Consider the following 739-nt stretch of genomic DNA (forward strand, 5'->3'; position numbering starts at 1 on the left):
CGCCTTCCCAGTTAGCGGATACCCAGCTTTTTGATTTCGAAACACTAGCAATTGATCGCAGTGGTGAACGTAAAGAGTATGAGTTTGATTTAGAGCAATCTATTTCTTCATCCCGAACTAAAGAGGATGATATGGTTCAGATCGTTGAGGTTATGCCACGTTAAACTAACGCGAGTCTTCTCGCTGCGTTGGAATACATCTCGGGATTACATTTTAATAAGAAATCGAAAGGCAGGAATATGAGCGAGTCGGAAATACAAACCTTAATGCAGCAGGCTAACGAGTATATACAGTCTGAAAGACTCTCTCGAGCTCGTCGTTGCTATAATAAGATTCTTTCGATCGATCCGCAGAACTGTGATGCTCACTATTCTTTAGGGACGATTGCTCGCCAACAAAATGATAATCAAGCAGCGAAACAACACCTGCTGCATGTGTACCAAGCCGAGCCCCTCAATAGGACTTTTGTATTGGAACTAGCGGGTCTTTATGCTGATATGGGAATGATTGTTGAGTCAGCAAAGGTTTTCGAAGCTTATCTTTCAGTACAAGATGATATTGAATTATCAGGAAAATATGCCGAGGTCTTGGTAAAGGCTAAGGAATTTGAACGTGCGGTTGAATGTCTGAAAGCATGTGTTGGGAAGAAACCTGAAAATTTAAGTTATCGCATGCAATTAGGTAAATTGTTGTACCAACTATTACGTTTTGAAGAAGCACAATCAGTTTATTTGAGTGC

General features: G+C 40.9%; 1 protein-coding gene. It reads left to right on the top strand.

Annotated elements, in window-relative coordinates; translation table 11 throughout:
- Nucleotides 1-239 precede the first annotated feature (239 nt).
- The coding region (locus A3735_RS02580) for a lipopolysaccharide assembly protein LapB (RefSeq protein WP_156499349.1) at nucleotides 240-739 on the top strand (500 nt) is incomplete at its 3' end.

The organism is Oleiphilus sp. HI0061, assembly GCF_001635675.1.